At 67.7% G+C, this 19,293-nt stretch carries 18 protein-coding genes and 1 tRNA gene; 6 read left to right on the top strand and 13 right to left on the bottom strand.

The features are described from left to right. Positions 1–71 precede the first annotated feature (71 nt). Positions 72–1,259, bottom strand: coding sequence for an NAD(P)/FAD-dependent oxidoreductase (locus DAA40_RS00375; RefSeq protein WP_106847782.1), 1,188 nt, complete (start codon positions 1,257–1,259; stop codon positions 72–74). Positions 1,260–1,628: 369 nt separating this feature from the next. After that, entirely contained in the window at positions 1,629–3,083 is a 1,455-nt protein-coding gene (gene gndA / locus DAA40_RS00370) for an NADP-dependent phosphogluconate dehydrogenase (RefSeq protein WP_106847781.1), read from the bottom strand. Between the two features lie 170 nt (positions 3,084–3,253). Here gndA and DAA40_RS00365 point away from each other — a divergent pair, with 170 nt between their 5' ends. The 5 genes from DAA40_RS00365 to DAA40_RS00340 all read left to right on the top strand — a co-directional run bounded on the left by DAA40_RS00365 (position 3,254) and on the right by DAA40_RS00340 (position 8,777). After that, the gene (locus tag DAA40_RS00365) at positions 3,254–4,189 is read left to right on the top strand and encodes a DMT family transporter (protein ID WP_106847780.1); all 936 of its coding nucleotides are present in this window, start codon (positions 3,254–3,256) and stop codon (positions 4,187–4,189) included. A 248-nt stretch (positions 4,190–4,437) separates the two neighbouring features. After that, a complete protein-coding gene (locus DAA40_RS00355; protein ID WP_106847779.1) occupies positions 4,438–5,109 on the top strand; it encodes a HEAT repeat domain-containing protein in 672 nt (223 codons plus the stop codon). Positions 5,110–5,113: 4 nt separating this feature from the next. After that, entirely contained in the window at positions 5,114–6,112 is a 999-nt protein-coding gene (locus DAA40_RS00350; RefSeq protein ID WP_106847778.1) for a HEAT repeat domain-containing protein, read from the top strand. 87 nt (positions 6,113–6,199) lie between these two features. Then, on the top strand, positions 6,200–7,948 hold the full coding sequence (locus DAA40_RS00345; RefSeq protein ID WP_199849433.1) for a DHA2 family efflux MFS transporter permease subunit: 1,749 nt from the start codon (positions 6,200–6,202) through the stop codon (positions 7,946–7,948). Between the two features lie 49 nt (positions 7,949–7,997). Then, complete coding sequence (locus DAA40_RS00340) at positions 7,998–8,777, top strand: hypothetical protein (protein ID WP_106847776.1); 780 nt, start codon at positions 7,998–8,000, stop codon at positions 8,775–8,777. Here DAA40_RS00340 and DAA40_RS00335 read toward each other — a convergent pair. From DAA40_RS00335 to DAA40_RS00300, 8 genes are all read right to left on the bottom strand, one after another. Continuing rightward, complete coding sequence (locus DAA40_RS00335; RefSeq protein WP_106849166.1) at positions 8,774–9,748, bottom strand: IS481 family transposase; 975 nt, start codon at positions 9,746–9,748, stop codon at positions 8,774–8,776. The two genes, DAA40_RS00340 and DAA40_RS00335, sit on opposite strands and share 4 nt — an antisense overlap. A gap of 139 nt (positions 9,749–9,887) precedes the next feature. Continuing rightward, entirely contained in the window at positions 9,888–10,559 is a 672-nt protein-coding gene (locus DAA40_RS00330; protein ID WP_106847775.1) for a nitroreductase family protein, read from the bottom strand. A gap of 153 nt (positions 10,560–10,712) precedes the next feature. Beyond that, positions 10,713–11,798 (bottom strand): alpha/beta fold hydrolase, encoded by a 1,086-nt coding sequence (locus DAA40_RS00325; protein WP_106847774.1) that lies wholly within the window; start codon positions 11,796–11,798, stop codon positions 10,713–10,715. A 139-nt stretch (positions 11,799–11,937) separates the two neighbouring features. After that, positions 11,938–12,014 (bottom strand) — tRNA-Pro (locus DAA40_RS00320). Positions 12,015–12,164: 150 nt separating this feature from the next. Continuing rightward, positions 12,165–12,764 (bottom strand): NAD(P)H-dependent oxidoreductase, encoded by a 600-nt coding sequence (locus tag DAA40_RS00315; RefSeq protein WP_106847773.1) that lies wholly within the window; start codon positions 12,762–12,764, stop codon positions 12,165–12,167. Between the two features lie 94 nt (positions 12,765–12,858). Beyond that, on the bottom strand, positions 12,859–13,848 hold the full coding sequence (gene ligD, locus DAA40_RS00310) for a non-homologous end-joining DNA ligase (RefSeq protein ID WP_106847772.1): 990 nt from the start codon (positions 13,846–13,848) through the stop codon (positions 12,859–12,861). A 105-nt stretch (positions 13,849–13,953) separates the two neighbouring features. Next, the gene (locus tag DAA40_RS00305; RefSeq protein ID WP_106847771.1) at positions 13,954–14,718 is read right to left on the bottom strand and encodes an enoyl-CoA hydratase/isomerase family protein; all 765 of its coding nucleotides are present in this window, start codon (positions 14,716–14,718) and stop codon (positions 13,954–13,956) included. Further along, the gene (locus DAA40_RS00300) at positions 14,715–15,728 is read right to left on the bottom strand and encodes an NADP-dependent oxidoreductase (protein ID WP_106847770.1); all 1,014 of its coding nucleotides are present in this window, start codon (positions 15,726–15,728) and stop codon (positions 14,715–14,717) included. The genes DAA40_RS00305 and DAA40_RS00300 overlap by 4 nt, the downstream gene beginning before the upstream one ends. Positions 15,729–15,807: 79 nt before the next feature. On the opposite strand from DAA40_RS00300, the gene DAA40_RS00295 reads away from it, so the two are divergent. Further along, positions 15,808–16,794 (top strand): LLM class flavin-dependent oxidoreductase, encoded by a 987-nt coding sequence (locus DAA40_RS00295; RefSeq protein WP_106847769.1) that lies wholly within the window; start codon positions 15,808–15,810, stop codon positions 16,792–16,794. On the opposite strand, the gene der is transcribed toward DAA40_RS00295, so the two are convergent. The 3 genes from der to aroH are packed head-to-tail and all read right to left on the bottom strand — an operon-like array spanning position 16,791 to position 19,230. Next, positions 16,791–18,191, bottom strand: coding sequence for a ribosome biogenesis GTPase Der (gene der / locus DAA40_RS00290; RefSeq protein WP_106847768.1), 1,401 nt, complete (start codon positions 18,189–18,191; stop codon positions 16,791–16,793). The two genes, DAA40_RS00295 and der, sit on opposite strands and share 4 nt — an antisense overlap. Further along, the gene (gene cmk / locus DAA40_RS00285) at positions 18,188–18,871 is read right to left on the bottom strand and encodes a (d)CMP kinase (RefSeq protein WP_106847767.1); all 684 of its coding nucleotides are present in this window, start codon (positions 18,869–18,871) and stop codon (positions 18,188–18,190) included. Before cmk ends, der begins: the two co-directional genes overlap by 4 nt. Continuing rightward, positions 18,868–19,230 carry a chorismate mutase gene (aroH, locus tag DAA40_RS00280; protein ID WP_106847766.1) on the bottom strand — a complete coding sequence of 121 codons (363 nt, stop codon included), beginning with the start codon at positions 19,228–19,230 and terminating at the stop codon, positions 18,868–18,870. Before aroH ends, cmk begins: the two co-directional genes overlap by 4 nt. Between the last annotated feature and the right edge of the window lie 63 nt (positions 19,231–19,293).

The raw sequence follows: 19,293 nt of genomic DNA, 5'->3' as shown, positions 1-19,293 counted from the left end.
CAGGTCTCCGTCGACGTCCGCGCCCCCGCACAACCGGCGAATCCCCACCCGTTGGAACCAGGCGCGGTCGATCAGCCGTCCTCCGGCGGCGGGGCTGGCTGCTCGCCGTTGGCCGCCCCAGTGACCGTGGAGCCCTGCTCGATGAGCTTGATGCCCCGCTGGTAGTCGTCCTCGGCGTTGTAGGTGAGCACTCCGGCCAGCTCGCCGTCCAGCCCGTACCAGACGGTGAACCCACCTGGCCGCTCGACGACCTCAAGCTCGTCGTAACCATCACCCCAGGCGGCGTACTGCAGGGTGTGCTCGCCCAGCTCGCTCCAGAACCCCGGGACGGCGTCCCACTCGCGCTGCTGACCCGCGGCGTTGGCACCCGCGAGCTCGCCCATCGTCTCCGCGTCACCCCAGTGCTCGACGTTCAGCGCGCGCCGCGCACGTGAATTCATCGCGCGGGCGGCGTCCCCCGCCACGTACACGCCGTCGATCCCCGCATTCAGCTGCTCGTCGACGACCACCCGGCCCTCATGCAGCTGAAGTGCCGTGTCCTCCACGAAGCTCGTCGACGGCTCGACCCCGATGGAGACGAGGATCAGGTCCGGCTCGAGCGTCGTGCCGTCCGAGAGGTGCATCGTCCGTGGAGCACGGATCTTGTCGACCCTCGTGTCGGCCCGCAGCTCGATGCCGTAACCACGCAGGATGTCGGCGATCGCCCCCGCCGCGTGCCCGCCGAGGCGCTCGACCTGCGGTGCCTTCTCGGGGCTGATCATCGTCACGTCGATGCCGCGCATCGCCAGCGAGACGGCGGCCTCGCACCCGATAAAGCCCGAGCCGATGACGGCAGCCGAGCGCGCGTGCGTGGCGGCCAGGTGCAGATCCGTAGCCTCGGCGAAGGACCGCAGCACATGCACATCGGCGTCCTCGTCGGTGTCTGGCAGCGGGCGCGGCCGCATGCCCGGCGCCAGTACGAGCCGCTCGAACCCGATGGTCTCCTCCCCCACCTGGAGCGTGCTCCCCTCGACGTCCAGCCCGGTCACACTCGCCCCGAGGCGCACCTCGACGCGATCGGTGTCGAGATCGTTCGGCGAGCGCTCCGGAGCCTGATCGCCACGCAGACTCTCCTTGCTCAACGGTGGCCGCTCGTACGGCGCGGTCGTATCGGAGCTCACGAGCAGCACCGGGCGTTCGCCGCCGGCGTCCAGGTACGACTGAGCCGCCCTGACCCCAGCCGGCCCACTCCCCACCACGACAAGCTTGTAGGTATCCATCGCCCCATCGTGCCCCTGATCGCCCGGCCGTGGTCAAGATGCCGGACGTCGAACCACCGGGCCGCTAGGTCGGCGCATGGAGGGCGTGCGCGGACGCCGAAGCGGCCTCGGGTTCGTCGGCGCCTTTCTCGCGGCGATCGTCCTCTACTCCGCGACCAACACGTCGGCGGCGATCTACCCGTGTCCGAACAGATCTACGGCATCTCGCCGCTCACCATCACGGCCGCAGTCCTGATCGGGATCCTGGCGGTCTTCTGGATCGTAGCCAGCCGGCGTCAACGACCGGTCTGAGACCGCGGTCGCCTCGGACGGCGAAAGCAAAGGCGCCTTCGCCACCGTGTTCGGTGGGATCGGCGCCTATGCCCGCAATCAGCCGTGGCCGTCGCCGGCCGAGATCTCGCTGCGGTCTGCCGACCACAGCGTGTGGAAGGAGCCTTCGCGGTCCACGCGCCGGTAGGTGTGCGCACCGAAGAAGTCGCGCTGTCCCTGGATGAGTGAAGCGGGGAGTCGTTCTGCTCGTAGTCCGTCGTAGTAGGCGAGCGACGAGGAGAACGCCGGCGTCGGGATCCCGGCGGTGGCAGCGCCGATCACGACGCGTCGCCAGGAGTCCTGCGCCTCGGCCAGCGCGTCCCGGAAGAAGGGCGCGGTCAGCAGCGCCTCGAGGTCGGGTTGCTCGGCGTACGCCTCGGTGATCCGGTTCAGGAACTGGGCGCGGATGATGCAGCCTCCGCGCCAGATCGCGGCGATATCGCCCTTCTGGATGTCCCAGCTGTACTCCTTCGCACCCGCGACGATGAGGTCGAAGCCCTGGGAGTAGGCGATGATCTTCGACGCGTACAGTGCACGTCGGACGTCGTCCACGAAGGCGTCCGGGTCGTCGGCGGGCCTCGAGTGCGGGCCGGGGAGGTCTCGGGTGGTGGTGCGTTGCGAGGCACGGGACGACAGGGATCGGGCGAACACCGCCTCGGCAATCCCGGAGACCGGGACGCCGAGGTCGAGTGCCGTCTGCACCGTCCAGGCGCCGGTGCCCTTGGCGCCGGCTTGATCGGCGATGACGTCGACAAGTGGCTGCCCGGTGCTCGCGTCTACCTGTCGCAGCACCTCAGCGGTAATCTCGATCAGGTAGCTGCTGAGCTCGCCCTCGTTCCAGTCGGCGAAGATGTCGGCGATCTGCGCCGGCTGGGCCCCGGTGCCCTGCCGGATAAGGTCGTAGGCCTCGGCGATCAGCTGCATGTCGGCGTACTCGATGCCGTTGTGCACCATCTTCACAAAGTGACCGGCGCCGTCCGTGCCGACATGGGTCACGCAGGGCTCACCCTCGGCGACTGCCGCGATGGAGGAGAGGATCGGACCGAGCGTCTCGTACGCCTCCGCCGACCCGCCGGGCATGAGCGAGGGGCCCTTCAGAGCGCCCTCCTCTCCGCCGGAGATCCCACAGCCCACGAAGTTGATCCCGGTGGCGCGAACCGCCTTCTCCCGCCGGATGGTGTCCGTGAACAGCGAGTTGCCGCCGTCCACGATGATGTCGCCTGGCTCGAAGGCCTCGACGAGCTCGTCGATGACCGCATCGGTCGGCGCTCCCGCCTTGACCATGATGATCGCGGTACGCGGACGCTGGAGGGTCGCGGCAAGCTCGGTGATCGAGCCAGCGGCCACCAGTCCGGCGTCCGGATGCTCCTCGAGCAGCTGGTCGGTCCTGCTCCTGGTGCGGTTGTAGACCGCGACCGTGTTACCCTCCCGGCTGGCGAGGTTGCGGGCGAGGTTCGAGCCCATCACCGCAAGCCCGACGACTGCGATGTTGGCGATACGCGTGGCATCAGTCATGAGCCGAATCCTGCTAGATCGCGGATGCCCAGACAAGTCACCTGAGGCCGGGTGGTTTCCCGCCGCGCGGCTGGCGCGGCTGAACCGGCGTCCGCCCTGCGTGTCGTAGTCTTCGGGGACGGCGGGCAGGCACCGTGAACACGTACTCGACGAACAAGGACGCAGACTGAATGACCGCCCCAACCGCGACGAGCGCGCGACCGTCGCTTCGCGACTACCTGCAGTTCGCCGTACTCCCGTTGATCTGGGGCTCGTCATTCCTTTTCATCAAGATCGGGCTCGAGGGTCTGAGCCCCATCCAGGTGGCGTGGGGCCGCGCTGTGCTCGGCGGCGTGACCCTGGTGCTGATCACACTGATCGCACGACACGCCTGGCCGCGCGAGCGGAGTGTCTGGGTGGAGATGATTCCCGTCTCCCTGCTGCTGACGGTCTTTCCGTTCTTCCTGATCAGCTGGGGTGGGCAGTTCATCAGCTCCGGGCTCATGAGCATCTACAACGCCACGACCCCGCTATGGACCCTGCTGCTCGCGATCGCTGCGCTCCCCCAGGAGAGACCGACCGGGCAGAAGTACATCGCCCTGGCGCTGGGTTTCATCGGCGTCGTCGTGCTGCTGAATCCGTGGTCGATCGAGGGCTCGAGCGGTCTACTCGGTCAGTTGGCGAGCCTCGGCGCGGCCGCGTGCTACGGCGGCGGTTATGTCACTCTCCGCAGGGTGATCGCCAAGCACCAGATCTCCCCGATCACCCTGGCTGCGATGCAGGTCGGCATCGGCGCGAGCCTCTTCCTGGTGGCCACACCCTGGGTTGTCGCCACGCGCACTCCCGATCTGACCGGTCGCGTGGTGCTGTGCATGCTCCTGCTCGGCTGCGTGGGAACCGGAATCGCCTACATCTTCAACAACAACGTGGTGCGCTCGATGGGCGCGACGACCGCGTCCATGGTCACCTACGTCAACCCCGTCGTGGGCGTCACGCTCGGGGTCATCGTGCTGTCGGAGTCGGTGCACTGGAACGAGCCGGTTGGCGCCCTGCTCGTGATCGGCGGCATCCTGCTCGGCCAGGAGCGCGGTCAGCCCCGGCAGCGAGGCCTACGCCAGAGACCGTGAGAGCGCCGAACACGAAGACCCGACGCGAGTGATGGAAGAGCAGATCGCTCTCCTGGTCGCAATGTGCTCGGTGATGTCGCGGGTCAGAGCCGTATCGGGCAGGGTCACTCCGGCGATGGTCTCGCTCATGGTCGCTCCGCGCTTTCTGTCAAGCAGAGGGCCCTCGGCCGGCTTCTGAGGCGGCGGCCTCGTCGGGCTTGACCTTCACACGATGACAAGGTTTCTACTGGGTCGCGGAGGTATGAAGGATGACTCAGCACACAACGCCACCGGCGAGTGACCGCCTTGCTGCCGCGCTCGCGGCGTCCGACTCGTCGGCCCGGCTACAGGTGGCGCTCGCCGCAGGAATGCAGCCGCACCACACCTTCATCGACGTCCTGGTCGATCGTTGCGCGGCCGAACCTGATTTCTACGTGCGCGACATGCTGACGTGGGCACTGACGCGGCACGACAAGTCGGCCGTGACCAGACGGCTGCTTCGCGAGCTCGACTCGCAGACGGCTCAAGCGCGCAGCCAGGCGCTGCACACGCTCTCGAAGATCGGAGATCGGCACGTGTGGCCCGCGATCACGACCGCACTGCTGCAGGATGCGGACGACGAGGTTGCTCGCACGGCATGGCGGACCGCGGCCGGTCTCGTCCCGGCCGAAGCAGCGACCGGACTCGCGACCACTCTCGCCACCCAGCTCGGCCGAGGCGGACGCGACCTGCAACTCAGCCTCAGCCGCGCCTTCGTCACAATCGGCTCGACCGCATCTGCCGTACTCGAGCGAGCCGCGACCGACCGCGACCCCCGCGTTCGCATCCACGCGGTTGCCACCACGCGGCTGATCGCGGACCCGGAGACGGGATTCGATGCCGCGATCGACGAGGCTAGGCGCACAATCGCACTGCTCAACGCGCCCGTCGTGAAACAGTGAACCGATGCTCATCGGCGAGGTCTCCGAGCGGTCCGGCATCACCACCCGGATGTTGCGCCATTACGACTCCATAGGGCTCGTGTCGCCGAGCGGACGCTCGCCGTCCGGCTATCGTCAGTACTCCGACGACGACCTTCGACGGCTGTTTTACGTCGAGGGTCTCCGATCGCTCGGACTCGGTCTACGGGAGGTCGCCGAAGCACTCACGGACCTCTCCTTCCACCCCAAGCGCATGGTCGAACAGCTGATCGCCGGTACGCGAGAACGGCTGCGGCGAGATCAGGAGCTGCTCGAGCGGCTCAACCGGGTTCGAGCTAGCGACCCCGCGGCGTGGTCCGACGTGCTGCACACCATCGGGCTCATGCGAGGGCTCGATCTCGCTGATGCCTCTGCCCGCCAGCGATTCGCGCTCTCGCTCACCGAGGAGGAAGGCAATGCCGCGCTCCTGGCCGAGGCGGTGCTGAGCGAGTCCGAGCCCAACACGGCCGGGGCTCTACTGTGGGCGCTCGCGCGAACCGGCGACGCCGCAGTCGTCGTGCTCGCCCGGGCGCTGGACTCCGAGGACGCCGGACGCCGGCATCGGGCCGTCGCGGCGCTGACGAAGATCGGCTCGCCGGCTGCCTCAGCCGCCCTGGCGGAGGCGTTCGCGCACGCCGATCCATTCGTGAGCGCCAGGGCGACGCTGGCGCGCGGGCTCCTGGGCGATTCGGGCGTCATTGACGCCCTCGTGGCACTGATCGTCGACGGGCGCGATGACATCGAGGCAGCGGACGTGCTCGGTGAACTCGCCTCCGACCACGGTCATGCAGATGAGGCCACCAACGCGATCGCGAATGCCCTGTCCACTGCGGAGCCGGCGAGCAGGCTCCGCCTGACGACGGCCCTCGCAGACATCCCCGGTCCCGAGGCGACTGCGACGCTGAGAAGCCTCGTCGAGGACGACGACCGGAAGGTGGCGCTCACCGCGTCTGCGGTGTTGCATCACCGCGGCGGCGAGGCCTGAGGTCCCCCTACCTCTAGTCTCCGGACGCGTAGTCCAGATCACGCGGCACCGGCGCTAATCCGGTTGATCGGGTGCCCTAACATCTTCTTGGCTCATTTCCTCGAGTCGCCGACGATGCCGATCCGTGCCGCCGGCAAGCTGGGCGGCCCTTCGTCGACCGCCCCACTTCCGATCATCGGAGTACCAGTGACCGCTCATTCCGCGGATTCCCACACCCCTGGTGTCGACGGCTACCCGGACAAGATCGACGGGGCCGTCCTGAAGGTGGCTGGCGTCGTCGTCCTGGGCGCCATCATGGCGATCCTCGACATCACCGTCGTGAACGTCGCGCTTCCGGACCTGCAGGTGACCTTCACCGGTGCCGACGATCCGCTGCCCTACTCGACCGTCGCCTGGACCGTCACGGCCTACACGCTCGCGTTGGCAACCGTGATCCCACTGACCGGCTGGGCTGCCGACCGGTTCGGCACGAAGCGTCTGTACATGCTGGCCATCGCGTTCTTCACGCTCGGGTCGGTGCTGTGTGCGCTGGCCTCCACGATCGGGCAGCTCATCACGTTCCGGGCCATCCAGGGGCTCGGCGGCGGCATGCTCATGCCGCTGGGCATGACGATCATGACCCGCGCCGCCGGACCCAAGCGCATGGGCCGCCTGATGGCGATCCTCGGCGTCCCGATGCTGCTCGGCCCGATCCTGGGCCCCATCCTCGGCGGCTGGCTGATCGAGCACTACAGCTGGCACTGGATCTTCCTGATCAACCTGCCGCTCGGGATCGCCGCGCTCGCCTACGCCGCGTGGGCGCTGCCCAAGGACGCACCGCAGCCCTCCGAATCCTTCGACGTCATTGGCATGCTGCTGATGAGCCCGGGCCTCGCGATGCTGCTGTACGGCGTGTCGTCGATCCCGGAGGAGGGGACCTTCTTCGCCGCCAAGCCGATCGTCTTCGGATCGATCGGCCTGGTGCTGCTGATCGCCTTCGTGATCTACAGCTTCCGTCCCGAGCATCCGCTGCTGGACTTCCGGCTGTTCAAGAACCGCAACCTGACCGTCTCGACCATCACGATGTTCATCTTCGCCGCGGCCTTCTTCGGCGGTCTGCTGCTGGTTCCCACCTACTTCCAGCAGGTGCGGCTCGAGAGCCCCCTGCATGCGGGGCTCCTGGTCGCACCGCAGGGCATCGGCGCCATGCTCACGATGCCGATCGCAGGCGCGCTCGCCGACAAGCTCCCCGTAGGACGCATCGTGCCGGTCGGCCTGCTGCTGATCATCGGAGGCATGTTCGCGCTTACCCGGGTCGACGGCGACACGTCGTACTGGGGCTACCTGATCCCGGTGTTGTTCGTCATGGGGCTCGGCATGGGCGCGACGATGATGCCGGTCATGACCGCTGCCATCCGGACGCTCACGTCGCACCAGGTGGCGCGCGGCTCGACCCTGCTGAACATCACCCAGCAGATCGCGAGCTCGATCGGGGTGGCGATCATGTCGGTGGTCCTCACGAACGGGCTTCGGGACGACGAGCTGATCGGGCAGGCCCAGGCATTCGGTGAGGAAGCTAAGAACGCGGACCCGACTGCTCTGGGTGCGCTTCTGCAGAAGTTCCCTCGAGTGGCCGAGGTGTTGCAGGGCGCCGGCCCCGACCCGGTTGCCGCCCAGGAGGCCCTCGGGGATGCCGTGCGCAACGCGATGGGCGAGGTCTTCGGCAACACCTTCCTGGTCGCCGCGATCCTGGCGACCCTGACGCTGATCCCGGCGCTGTTCCTCCCGCGCAAGCACGAGGAGAGCCACCTGATGGACGACGTCGACCCCTCCGCGCCGCCGGTGGTGTTGCACTAGTCACAGACGGACGGCGGCACCCGGTTGGAGGTGTGCTCGTCACACGAGCATGCGCCGTCTGATCATCGCCGTCCTTCTGCTGCTGACTACCGCATGCGGCACGATCGCGGGTAAGCCGACCGCGGCCCCTGAAGCGCTGCCGGATGACCTGCTGGTGTTCCGCGTCAGCTATGGACCGGGGCTCGCGATGGAGGTGGAGTACCTCACGGCGGGGCCGGCACTGTCGATCTACGGCGACGGGCGGGTGATGGTCACGCTGAAGGAGTACCCCACGATCCCGCAGCTGGAGGTGGGCCAGATCAGCCCCGTGAGGGTCGCGAAGTTCGTCGCGCAGGTGAGCGACACGGGGCTGGTCGATGACTCGGTGGACTACGGCGACCCCATGGTGACCGATGCCGGGAGCACGGGTGTGCTGCTGAACGACGGCGTGCAGGAGCAGCAGATCTCGGTCTATGCCCTGAGCACCGATTCGGGCCTATCGCAGGCGCAGAGCTCCCGTCGATCAGAGCTGCAGGACCTGATCGACGAGGCGTGGGACCTCACCACGACGGCGCAGGCGACTCCGGAACGAATCCAGGTCATGTCGACATCCGCCGCTTCGTACGACCGGGCGGGCGCAACGTGGCCCGGGCCGGCGCCGAGCACGTTCATGACCGACTCTGACCACTACTTCGCCGACCAGTGCGGCGTGCTGAAGGGTGAGAGCGCAGCGATGGTCTACGACGCGGCAGTCGCGAACGACGGCCAGCTGTGGTCGGTGGACGGCGAGACGATCATGCTCGCGGTGCGGCCACTGCTGCCCGACGAGACCGGGTGCGCGGCCGACTAGCTGTTCTGCCCACTGAGGTTGGGTACGCGGCTGGCGGGTGGGGCGCCTTTGAGTGCGGTGTGGCCGCGGTGGTGATTGTAGTGGTGCATGAAGCCGGGGAAGGCGGCGGCTCGTTCGCTCTCGCTGGTGTAGGGGCGGGCGTAGGCCCATTCCTCCAGGGTGGTGCGGTTGAAGCGTTCGACCTTGCCGTTGGTCTGTGGCCGGTACGGGCGAGTGCGCTTGTGCGTGATGTCCTCACCGAGGGCGTCGGCGAACATGCGTGATCGGTAGGCCGAGCCGTTATCGGTCAGCACCCGCTTCACGGTGATCCCGGCCTCGGCGAAGAAGGCCTGGGCACGTGCCCAGAACGCGCTGGCGGTCTGTTTGCGCTCGTCTTCCAGCAGCTCGCTGTAGGCCAGGCGGGAGTAGTCATCGACGGCGTTGTGGATGAACCAGTACCCGGTTCCGGTGCGCTGGTTCCGGCAGCCGGCCGCGCGCCCCAGTACCTTGTGCCCACCGCCGTGGGGGATTCTGCCCAGCTTCTTGATATCGACGTGGACCAGGTCTCCTGGGGCACTGTGCTCGTACCGGACGATCGCGCGTTGCTGCCTGCGGATCGGGGCACCGGTGGCCGGGTCGGTCCACGACAGCCGTAGGCACCCGTACCGGGTGAGGATCTTGTGGACGGTGGAGGGGTGCATGCCCAGGTGGTAGGCGATCCGTGCCGGTCCCCATCGGCGAGAGACGCGCAGCCCGACCACGCGCCGCTCCCGTCGGCGGGAGGTCTGGTGCGGGCAGGTCGAGGGCCTGCTGGAGCGATCAGACATCCCGGCCGCTCCCTGGGCACGGTACCGGTCGGCCCACCGCTTGGCCGTGGTCACCGAGACGTTGAACCGTTCGGCCGCGCGCCGCAACGGCCACCGGTCATCGACCACGCACCGGGCAAGACGCAGACGACCGGTCTCCGACAGCGGGGCATTACGGTGGGACATGAAGACCTCCGGGATCTTGATGGCGTGGTTTGCGTTGACAGCTCCACACCTCACCCGGAGGTCTTCCTCATGTCACGCCGACACCCCGATCCCGTACCCAACCTCCGTGGTCAGTACAACTAGCGTCAGCGGCCCACGTCTACTCGCGCGGATGGCCTTCGGCGTACGACCGGCCGAACTGCTCGCGATAGGCCATCGTGGTGACCGGTTGCCGGGTGATCGGCCCGTGACCACGTCCGACGGGGTACCCGATCGGCACGAGGGCGGAGGTCCCCCATCCGTCGGGTATCCCGAGCAGCTGCTTCACCTCGTCCTCCCGGAAGCAGTGCAAGGTAGTGAGGGTGCACCCAAGACCCTCCTGCACACAGGCGAGCATCAGGTTCTGCACCGCCGGGTACAGCGACGCTCCCCCGGCAACGCTGTGCCGGTCGAGCCCTGAGTCGGTGAAGGCCATCTTGCTGGGATCGAAGCAGAACAGCAGAAGCACAGGCGCCTCATGCAGGTGCTCGGCCAGGTAGTCGCCGGCGCGCACCATCTTGTCAGTGCGGGCCCGCTGCTGCTCAGGCAGCGATTTCGTTCGCGTGCCCCAGAATCCCTCTACATAGCGCTTCCACTCGGGCCGGTAGACATCGGCGAGGCCCTGCTTTGTGACCGGGTCGGTGACGACGATGATCCGCCACGCCTGCGCGTTGCCGCCGGACGGCGCCCAGGTCGCGGCCTGCAGGATTCGTCCGAGAACGTCCTCCGGTATCGGGTCGGTGCGCAGCCGGCGTACGGCACGCTGCGTGCTCATCGCGTCGAACAGTTCCATCAGGACCGCCCTTTCAGTACGGCTGATCGCAGATCGGGTGGCCCCGAGCCTAGTCGGCGGACGGGCCCGCCTCGAGCGGCGAGAACGACCTCCGGCTGCAGTCTGTTACGGATCGGCCGTGGTCGCGGTTGCGGCTCCCGGTGCTTCAGACGGTCATGTCTCGACGTCCGCCGCGAGGAGCTCGCTGAGGTGCTGATCGACCTCGGCCAGATAGGACTCCTCGAAGCCGAAGAGCGCGAAGTGACCAGCGATGCTGTGCAGCACCCGCAGCTCGCTGCCCGGTGTCAGCTGCTGCTCGGCTTGGCTGTCGCGTGGCGGGAAGAACATGTCGCTGTCGATCGGCATGACGAAGGTCTTGGCGGTCACGCGGCCCAGCGCCTCCTTCAGATCGCCGCCGGCGTTGCGCGCGACGTCGCCGCGTTGCCATTTCCATCCCATCGCCAGCAGCGCGTTGGGGTCCATCATGCGAAACAGCGCGCGCAGGAACTGCTCCTGGAACTCCTCGAAGGTGTCCCAGCTCTGGCCTTCCGTGACCGGTGGGACGCCGCGCCAGAACTCCGTCTTCCAGAAGTCGGTGCTCAGGCCCATCACGGCCCAGATGTCGGCGTGCCGGCCGAGTCCCTCGGCAACGTCCGCGGGCGAGGAATACTCGCCGGCGTTGAAACCCGGATCGCTGGTGATCGCATCCAGCAGCGTCTTGGCGAACAGGAAGTCGTGGGGTGTGTTCTGGGCGGTGCCAGCGATCGGCGCCGCGCGCAGCACCTTCTCGGGAAAGCGCACCGCCCACTCCCAGGTCTGCTGCGCACCCATGGAGCCGCCCACGACCAGGGCCAGCCGCTCGATGCCGAACCTCTCGCGCAGCAGCTGCTCCTGGGCGCGGACGTCGTCCCCGATGCGGACCTTGGGGAACTTGGACATCGCGATCGACTCGTCGTCGGTGTTGTGCGGGGACGTCGAGAGACCGTTGCCGATCTGGTTGACGACGATGATGAAGTACTTCTCCGGGTCAAGAGCGCGACCGGGCCCGATGTAGACCTGCTCCCAGGTCTGGTGCGTGCCAGAGAACCAGGTGGGGATCAGGATCGCGTTGCTCTTGTCCTCGTTCAGCTCGCCGTAAGTCGCTACCGCCAGCTGCAGGTCGGGGATGACACCGCCGTCCTCGAGCTCGAACCGTCCGATCGAATGAAGCTCGTACGGTCCCTGTGCTTCCGGGCTGTAGAAGGGATTGTCGATGGCCATGGGAACCTCCGTGGTCGGCGAGACGATCCACTTGAGCCTAGCCCCATGTGACCGTAGTCACGAGGCTCGTCTGCGACACCTCGCTCGGAGGCCCATAACACGAGATCCCCAGGTCAGAATGCTGACCTGGGGATCTATCTGGTCGAGCTGACAGGATTTGAACCTGCGACCCCTTGACCCCCAGTCAAGTGCGCTACCAAACTGCGCCACAGCTCGTTGGTCCCACCTGAGCAGGACCGACACGAAAGTGTACCCCACCGGCGCCGAGCAATCGGGCACCGGCGGGCCGACCTGTTAGACATCACGATGGGCAATGACAAAGCGCCACCACGTCAGTCGCGTGGCGGCGCTTCTACTAGAGGGTCGTCAACTGTTCAGCTTGGTCGCGATGTCGACGACACGCTTGGTCATGTGCTCCAGGGCGTTCTTGGTGGCATCCGACAGCTCGTCGGTATTGTTCGCACCGGTGACATGGCCGACGCCGTACGGATTCCCGTCGACGAACTTCAGGCCGTCGGTGTAACCCGGCGCGGCGATGATCCCACCGAAGTGCATGACCTGCTGGTACATCTGCTGCAGCGTGGTCTCCTGACCACCGTGGAGGGTCTGACTCGAGGTCCAGGCCGCGTACACCTTGTTCGCAAGCTTGCCCTCGGCCCAGAGACCGCCCAGGCCGTTGATGAAGGTCTGGTACGGCGCCGCAGGGGTGGAGTAACGGGTCGGCGCACCGAGGATGACGGCGTCCGCCCAGACGATGTCATCGCCCGTCGCGGCCGGCAGATCCTTGGTCGCCTCGTAGTTCGCGGTCCAGGCCGGGTTCTCGGCGAAGGTCGACGGGTCGGCGGTCTCGGCGACGTGCCGCACCCGCACCTCTGCGCCAGCCGCCTGGCCCGCCGCGGCGGCGACCTTCGCCATCTCGGTGCCATGACCGGTGGCCGAGTAGTAAATGATCGCGAGCTTCGTCATGTCTGCTCCTGTTCGGTACTTCTCGAAATTTAGTTGACGGATCAACCATACGCGTAATGGGGTTTGGTTTCCGTTTCAACTACCTAGGCGTGCGTCACAGTCGGTCGTCGGGCGCGGGCTGGCCTTCGGCTTCGTCCCGGTCGGCCCACTCGAGCAGCGGGGCGATGTCAAACACCGCATCGTCGATGCCCTTGTGCAGATCCCCCACCCGGGCGAAGCGCTCCGGGACCGTGCGCACCGTCAGCTCGCGTGGATCGACGTCCGCCACCTCGTCCCAGGTGATCGGGGTGGATACGGTCGCCTGCGGGTTGCCGCGCACCGAGTACGCCGAAGCGATCGTATGGTCGCGCGCGTTCTGGTTGAAGTCTATGAACACCGCCTCGGGATCACGATCCTTGCGCCACCAGGTCGTCGTCACCTCACCGGGCAGCCGACGCTCGACCTCTCGGGCGAAGGCGAGCGCGGCCCGGCGTACGTCGCCGAAGTCATGCTCCGGCTTGATCCGCACGTAGACGTGCAGGCCGTTCCCGCCGGAGGTCTTCGGCCATCCCGTGGCGCCGATCTCGTCGAGCACCTCGTGGGTCACCTCGGCAGACCGGCGGACTCGACTGAACGGCGCCTTCGGCATCGGGTCGAGGTCGATGCGCCACTCGTCAGGCTTCTCGGTGTCCGCGCGACGGCTGTTCCACGGGTGGAACTCGACGGTCGACATCTGGACCGCCCAGACGACGCTGGCGAGCTCGGTGACGCAGAGCTCGTCGGCGGTCAGGTCGTACCGCGGGAAGTGCAGCCGGACGGTCTGCACCCAGTCGGGCGCTCCCCGGGGCAGCCGCTTCTGGTGCACCTTCTGCTGCATGTCCCCGCTGGCGTCGGTCACCCCGTCGGGGAACCGGTGCAGCATGCATGGTCGCTCCCGCAGTGCCCGCACGATCCCGTCACCGACAGACAGGTAGTACTCGGCGATGTCGATCTTCGTCAGACCGAGCGTGGGGAAGTAAGGGCGCTGCGGGTTCGATATCCGGACGGACCGGTCGCCCACGTGCAGGTGAACCGGCTCACCGAACTCCCCCTTCTTCGATGCCATGAATCGCAGCGTAGTGGGCATTGGGGCTGCCGGCAGGTCGCCCACGGGCGCGAACCGGTTACGCACGGCATCACCGGAATACTGAGCCCTCGAGCTGTCGATGGACTACGGTCTACGAGCGGCGGCGAACCGGGCCTTCGCCTCGTGGAAGTCGCTCGACGCCGAGCACACGACCTGCGAGCGCAGCTCCACCTCGAGGTGCTCGAAGAAGCCCTGGCCGTAGACGCTGGCGTTGAGCAGCTCCTTGGAGTGCTGGATGCCGAACGGCGGCTTGCTGGCAATGACCTTGGCGATCTCCAGCGCGCGGCCGCGTGGATCCTCGACCACCTCGTCCGCAAGCCCGAGCTCGCGCGCCTCATCCGCCCGGATCGGCTCCCCGGTGTAGAACGCCTTGGCAGCACGCCCGGGGCCGATCATCCGCGGCAGGAGCCAGGTCATCCCCAGGTCGCCCGCCGACATGCCCAGCTCCGCGAAGGGCGCGACAAAGCGCGCGTCGCGGCCTGCGATGCGCATGTCGCACGCGAGCGCCATAGCGAACCCACCACCGATCGCGTTCCCGTTCACAGCGGCGATGATCGGCTGGCGCATGCGGCGCATCAGCATCACGGTCGCCGTGCTGGCCCGCATCCGCTGGTAGGTCTCGGCGACGTCCCCACCGAACGGGGATTCCAGGTCAAGGCCGACGTTGAACGCGCGCCCCTCCCCGGTCAGCACCACTGCGTTGACGTCGTCCCGCTCGGCTACCTCGGTCAGCGCGGCCTTCAGCGCCGGCTCCGAGCCGACGCCCATCGCATTCAGCTTCTCCGGGCGGTTGAACGAGATCGTGGCCACGCTGTCCGCCACGCTCAGCAGAACTAGTTCAGAGCTCATTGGGCGACCTCGATGACGACCTTGCCGAAGTTCTCGCCGCGGAGCATGCCGATGAAGGTGTCGACGGTCCGATCCAGTCCCTGAGTGATGTCCTCGCGGTACTTCACCTTCCCGTCGGTGATCCACTGGCTCATCTCGCGACGGAACTGTGGCATCTGGTCGGCGAACTCGCGCTGGATGAACCCGCGCAGCGTGAGGCTCTTGGTGAGGACGGCTCCCATGAGGGCGGGCACGCGGTTCGGGCCCTCGGGCAGCGAGGTGGAGTTGTAGCCCGACACCAGGCCGCACACCGGAACTCGTCCGAACTCGTTCATCAGCGGCAGGACGGCGTCCCACACCTTGCCGCCGACGTTCTCGAAGTACACGTCGATCCCGTCCGGTACGGCCGCCTTGAGCTGCTCGGCGAAGTCATCCGCGCGATGGTCGATGGCGGCGTCGAAGCCGAGCTCGCGAAGGTACGCGGCCTTCTCCGGGCCGCCGGCGATCCCGACGGCCCGGGCGCCCTTGATCTTCGCGATCTGGCCCACCGCCGACCCGACCGGTCCGGTAGCGGCCGCGACAGCGACGGTCTCCCCCGGCTTGGGCTGGCCGATGGTGAGCAGTCCCGAGTAGGCGGTGAAGCCGGGCATCCCCAGGACGCCGAGAGCGGTGGACAGCGGCGCCTGCTCGGGGTCGAGCTTCACGAGGTGCTTGGCTCTCTCGACCGAGTGCGTCTGCCATCCTGCGTACCCGAGCACGACGTCCCCCGCGCGAAGCCCCTCGGCATTCGACTGCAGCACCCGCGACACCGTCCCGCCGACCATCGGGTCCCCCAGCTCGACCTTGGCCGCGTACGACTTGGTGTCGTTCATCCGGCCGCGCATGTAGGGGTCGAGCGAGAGGTACAGCGTCTGCAGCAGCACCTCCCCGTCCTGCGGCTCGGCCAGTGAGACGGTCTCGGTGCGGAAGTCGTCGTGCGTCGGCTCGCCGTCGGGACGGCGGGCCAGCACGATGCGAGTGGTGTCGGTCATCGGGTCTCCTTCGTTTCGCACACCCTACTGGCGCTCCGTCGCCCACATACTGGCACACGGCGGACATAGAGTCGGGGGTATGGGTTCTTTTCCGGTGCCACTGTCCATCCTCGATCTGGCCACGGTCGGGAAAGGCGAGACCGTCGCCGAGAGCTTCGCGGCCAGCGTCGATCTAGCCCAACGAGCCGAGAAGTGGGGCTTCACGCGGATCTGGTACGCCGAGCACCACAACATGCCGACGATCGCCTCGTCGGCCACCAGCGTGCTCATCGCGCACATCGCCTCCCAGACGACATCGATCCGGCTCGGCTCCGGAGGCATCATGCTTCCGAACCATTCGCCGCTGGTCATCGCCGAGCAGTTCGGCACACTGGCCACCCTGCACCCGGGACGCATCGACCTCGGGCTGGGACGCGCGCCCGGTACCGATCAGGTCACCGTGCAGGCCCTCCGCCGTACGCCTGGGGCCGCGGAGTCCTTCCCGAACGACGTCCTCGAGCTCCAGGGCTTCCTCGGGGACCATTCACGGGTGCGCGGCGTCGCGGCGACGCCCGGTCGAGGAACGCACGTGCCGCTGTACATCCTCGGCTCCTCGTTGTACGGCGCGCAGCTCGCCGCCGCCCTCGGCCTCCCCTACTCGTTCGCCTCCCACTTCGCCCCCGACGCGTTGCACCAGGCGATCAGCGTCTACCGCGAGCGGTTCGAGCCGTCGGACCAGCTCGCCGAGCCCTACGTGATCGTCGGCGCCGGCACGCTCGCCGCTGACTCCGAGGACGAGGCAGAACGGCAACGCCAGAACACCCGCCGTGCCCGCTTCCGGATGCTGTTCGGCCGCGGCCAGAACATGACGGATGCCGAGGTCGATCAGCATCTCGACGGCGCCGGCGGCATGCAGGTCGACCACATGATGACCTACACCGGCGTCGGCACCGGACCGCAGGTACGACAGTTCCTGCTGCGGCTGCAGGAGGACACGAAGGCCGATGAGCTGATCCTCACCTCGAACGCCGTCGAGCGCCCGGCGCTGCTGCGCTCCTTCGAGCTCGTCGCCGAGGAGTGTCTCTAGCGCTCGCGACGCTTCCGTTCCTTCACGCTGATCCGGATCGGCGATCCGGTGAACCCGAAGTCCTCACGCATCCGCCGCTCGATGAACCGGAGATACTGCGCCTCCAGGAACCCGGTCGTGAAGATGATGAACCGCGGTGGGCGGGACGACGCCTGCGTGGCGAAGAGGATCCGCGGCTGCTTGCCGCCACGAACCGGGTGTGGATGGGCCGAGACGATCTCCGACAACCAGGCGTTGAGCTTCGCGGTGGGGACCCGGGCGTCCCACGACTCCAGAGCGGTTCGCATCGCCGGGGCGAGCTTGTCGACGGCGCGGCCGGTCTTCGCCGAGATGTTGACCCGCTGCGCCCACGGGACCCGGACCAGCTCGCGCTCGATCTCGCGGTCCAGCATGATCCGGCGGTCCTCGTCCATGAGGTCCCACTTGTTCATCGCGAGCACGAGGGCGCGGCCGGACTCGATGACCTGGGTGATGATCCGCTGGTCCTGCTCGTTGATCGGCTCTGAGGCATCGAGCAGGACGACGCACACCTCGGCCTGCTCGATCGCGGACGCCGTCCGCAGCGAGGCGTAGTACTCGGCTCCGGCGGCGTTCTTCACGCGCTTGCGCAGGCCTGCGGTGTCGACGAAGTGCCACTCCTCGCCGCCGACCTCGACGACCGAGTCCACCGGGTCCACCGTCGTCCCGGCGACGTCGTCGACGACCGAGCGGGTCTCCTTCGCCAGCTTGTTGAGCAGCGACGACTTGCCGACGTTCGGCCGGCCCACCAACGCGACTCGTCGCGGGCCGCCGTAGCGCGCATAGCTCTCGCGCGGGGCGTCGGGCAGATGCTCCAGCACGACGTCCAGCAGGTCGCCCGAGCCACGGCCGTGCAACGCCGAGACGGGATAGGGCTCACCCAGCCCGAGGTTCCACAGCGTCAGCGCGTCGATCTCGCCGCGCTCGTCGTCGACCTTGTTAGCGACCAGCAGCACGGGCACCTTTGCCTGGCGTAGCAGGCGAACCGCGGCCTCATCAGTGGTCGTGGCACCTACCGTCGCGTCCACGACGAACAGGACGACGTCGGCCGTGCGGATCGCGTGCTCGGCCTGCAGAGCGACCGCGCCCTGCAGTCCTGCGGCGTCCGGTTCCCACCCGCCGGTGTCCATGAGGGTGAAGCGGCGGCCGCTCCAGTTCGCGTCGTACTTGACCCGGTCGCGGGTCACGCCCGGCACATCCTGGACGACCGCGGCGCGGCGGCCGAGGATCCGGTTGACCAGCGTCGACTTCCCGACGTTCGGCCGGCCCACCACGGCAACGACCGGCGCGGGCGCCAGCTCCTCGACGTCGTCCGCTCCCTCCGATCCCAGATCGGCGAGCTCGGAGGCGACCCAGTCGGGAATCTCGTTGTCGGTCACGGTGCCAGCTCCTTCTCGGAGTCGGCGATGATCCGCAGCACCGCCGCGACCGACCCCGCTAGATCAAGGTGCGAGGTATCGAGGGTGATGACACCGTCGGCGGCGGTCTGGAAGTTCACGACAGTGGCGTCCTTGGCGTCGCGGTCGATGATCTCAGTCATCGTCTGCGACATGGTGCGGCCGGAGACCTCGTCGTGCAGCTCGGCGGTCCGGCGCGCCACTCGTGCCTCGGGGTCGGCGGTGATCAGGATGCGCACCTGGGCATCGGGTGCGACGACCGTGGTCGTGTCGCGTCCCTCGAGGACGATGCTGCCGGCCGCGACGATCTCCTGCTGCCGGCGAACCAGCTCGCGACGCACCGCGAGATTGGTCGCGACGGCCGAGACGATCAGGGAGACGGCCGACGTCCGGATGGTGGCGGTGACGTCCTGCCCGTTCACGATGATGGTCTGCTCGTCGGGATCGGTCGGCATCGGGAGGTCCATCTCGCGTGCGTACTGCGCGACCCGCTCGGCGTCCTCGACGTCGATGCCCGCCAGCACCGCGCCCTGCGCGACGGCGCGGTACATGGCTCCGGTGTCGAGATAGCGAAGTCCGAGCTGGCGGGCGACCGATCTCGAGACGCTCGACTTCCCGGAGCCGGACGGCCCGTCGATCGCGATGACCCTGTGTAGCGTCACTGCGCGATGTCCCGGCGTAGAGCGGCCGCGCCACGCAGGTAGACATGCTGGATGTCCTGACGGGGCTTGTCAGTCTCGACGTGCGCCATCAGACGGATGACGCGCGGCAGCGCACCGGCCACCGGGATCTCGGTCGAGCACATCAGTGGGACATCGGTGAAGCCCATCAGGCGTGCGGCGTGCGCCGGGAAGTCGCTGGTGAGATCGGGGGTGACGGTGAAGATCACGCTGATCATGTCGTCGATCGTGAATCCGTTGCGCTCCATCACCTCGGTCACGAGCTCGGCGGTCGCCTGATGCAGCTCCTCGACGTCATCACGGTCGATCTGCACCGCTCCGCGTACCGCGCGCACTCCCACGCCGTCCTCCTCGTCCCTCGCCTGTTCAGGCCGGTGGTCAAGTCTACCGGCGTGCGCCTGCTC

Source organism: Blastococcus sp. Marseille-P5729 (assembly GCF_900292035.1).
Lineage (GTDB): Bacteria > Actinomycetota > Actinomycetes > Mycobacteriales > Antricoccaceae > Cumulibacter.
This window is presented reverse-complemented; position numbering and strand designations above follow the sequence as displayed.